At 57.9% G+C, this 914-nt stretch carries 1 protein-coding gene; it reads right to left on the bottom strand.

All coding sequences use genetic code 11. The features are described from left to right. Window positions 1-181: 181 nt before the first annotated feature. Window positions 182-914, bottom strand: a 733-nt coding sequence (locus A3754_RS22985) for an FAD-binding oxidoreductase (protein WP_231880752.1), incomplete at its 5' end; no start/stop codon positions are given.

The following is a 914-nucleotide window of genomic DNA, read 5'->3' as shown; positions in this document are numbered from 1 at the left end:
CAGCTATTGAAAATGGCCGATGAAGCGTTGTATCAGGCAAAAGGTGCCGGCCGAAACCGGGTAGCAATGATGAGCAATCAGGGTGTGGTGGAAATGCTCAATTAGTCGCTGCCGGCGGAAAGCAAGAGGCCGCGCTCCTGGAGCGCGGCCTCTTTCGTTAACTGACCGACGGATCGCAAATTCAGGCGGCAAGCCCTTCTGCCGGACCGAAGAACTCGTAATGGATATCCGCATCGTCCACGCCTTTTTCCTGCAGCACGCCATACAGGGCTTTCAGCATGGGGACCGGACCGCAGAAGTAATACTCCGCGCGACGCTCTCCCACCAACTGATCCAGTAATGCTCGATCCAAAAAACCGGTGCTATCAAAACCACCCTGCGCCTTATCCTGCGCTGACGGTTCGCTGTAACGGACATGGCAATGCAGGTTGTCATGGCTATCCGCCAGCTTCTGCAGCTCCGCAGCAAAAGGCCGAACGGCTCCATTCTGGGCACACTGAATAAAGATCACTTCACGGCCCTGTTGGCGAGCCAGCGCCCCATGCAGCATGGAAAGCAGCGGCGTAATTCCCACACCGCCAGCCACCAGCACCAACGGAACGCCGTCACCAGCGGCATCGGCCAAGGTAAACTCTCCACAGGGAGGCGCCACCTCCAGCACATCGCCTTCCTGAATATGCTCATGAATATAACCAGAGCACACACCATGGGGGGCCTCGTCAGCTGTTGCCAGCTCCCGTTTCACACTGATTCGATAATGACTTTCACCCGGTGCACAAGACAGGCTGTAGTTGCGCATTACCGGCTGGCCACCGGGTGGCGTCACCCGCACGGTAATGTACTGGCCAGGCTGGTGCGGCTGCAGCGCCTCACCGTCCTGACGAGCCAGGTACAGGGAAACGATGTTCTCGCTT

Source organism: Alcanivorax sp. HI0083 (genome assembly GCF_001635175.1).
The sequence above is the reverse complement of the archived record's forward strand: the minus strand, read 5'-3'. Positions and strand labels throughout refer to the sequence as shown.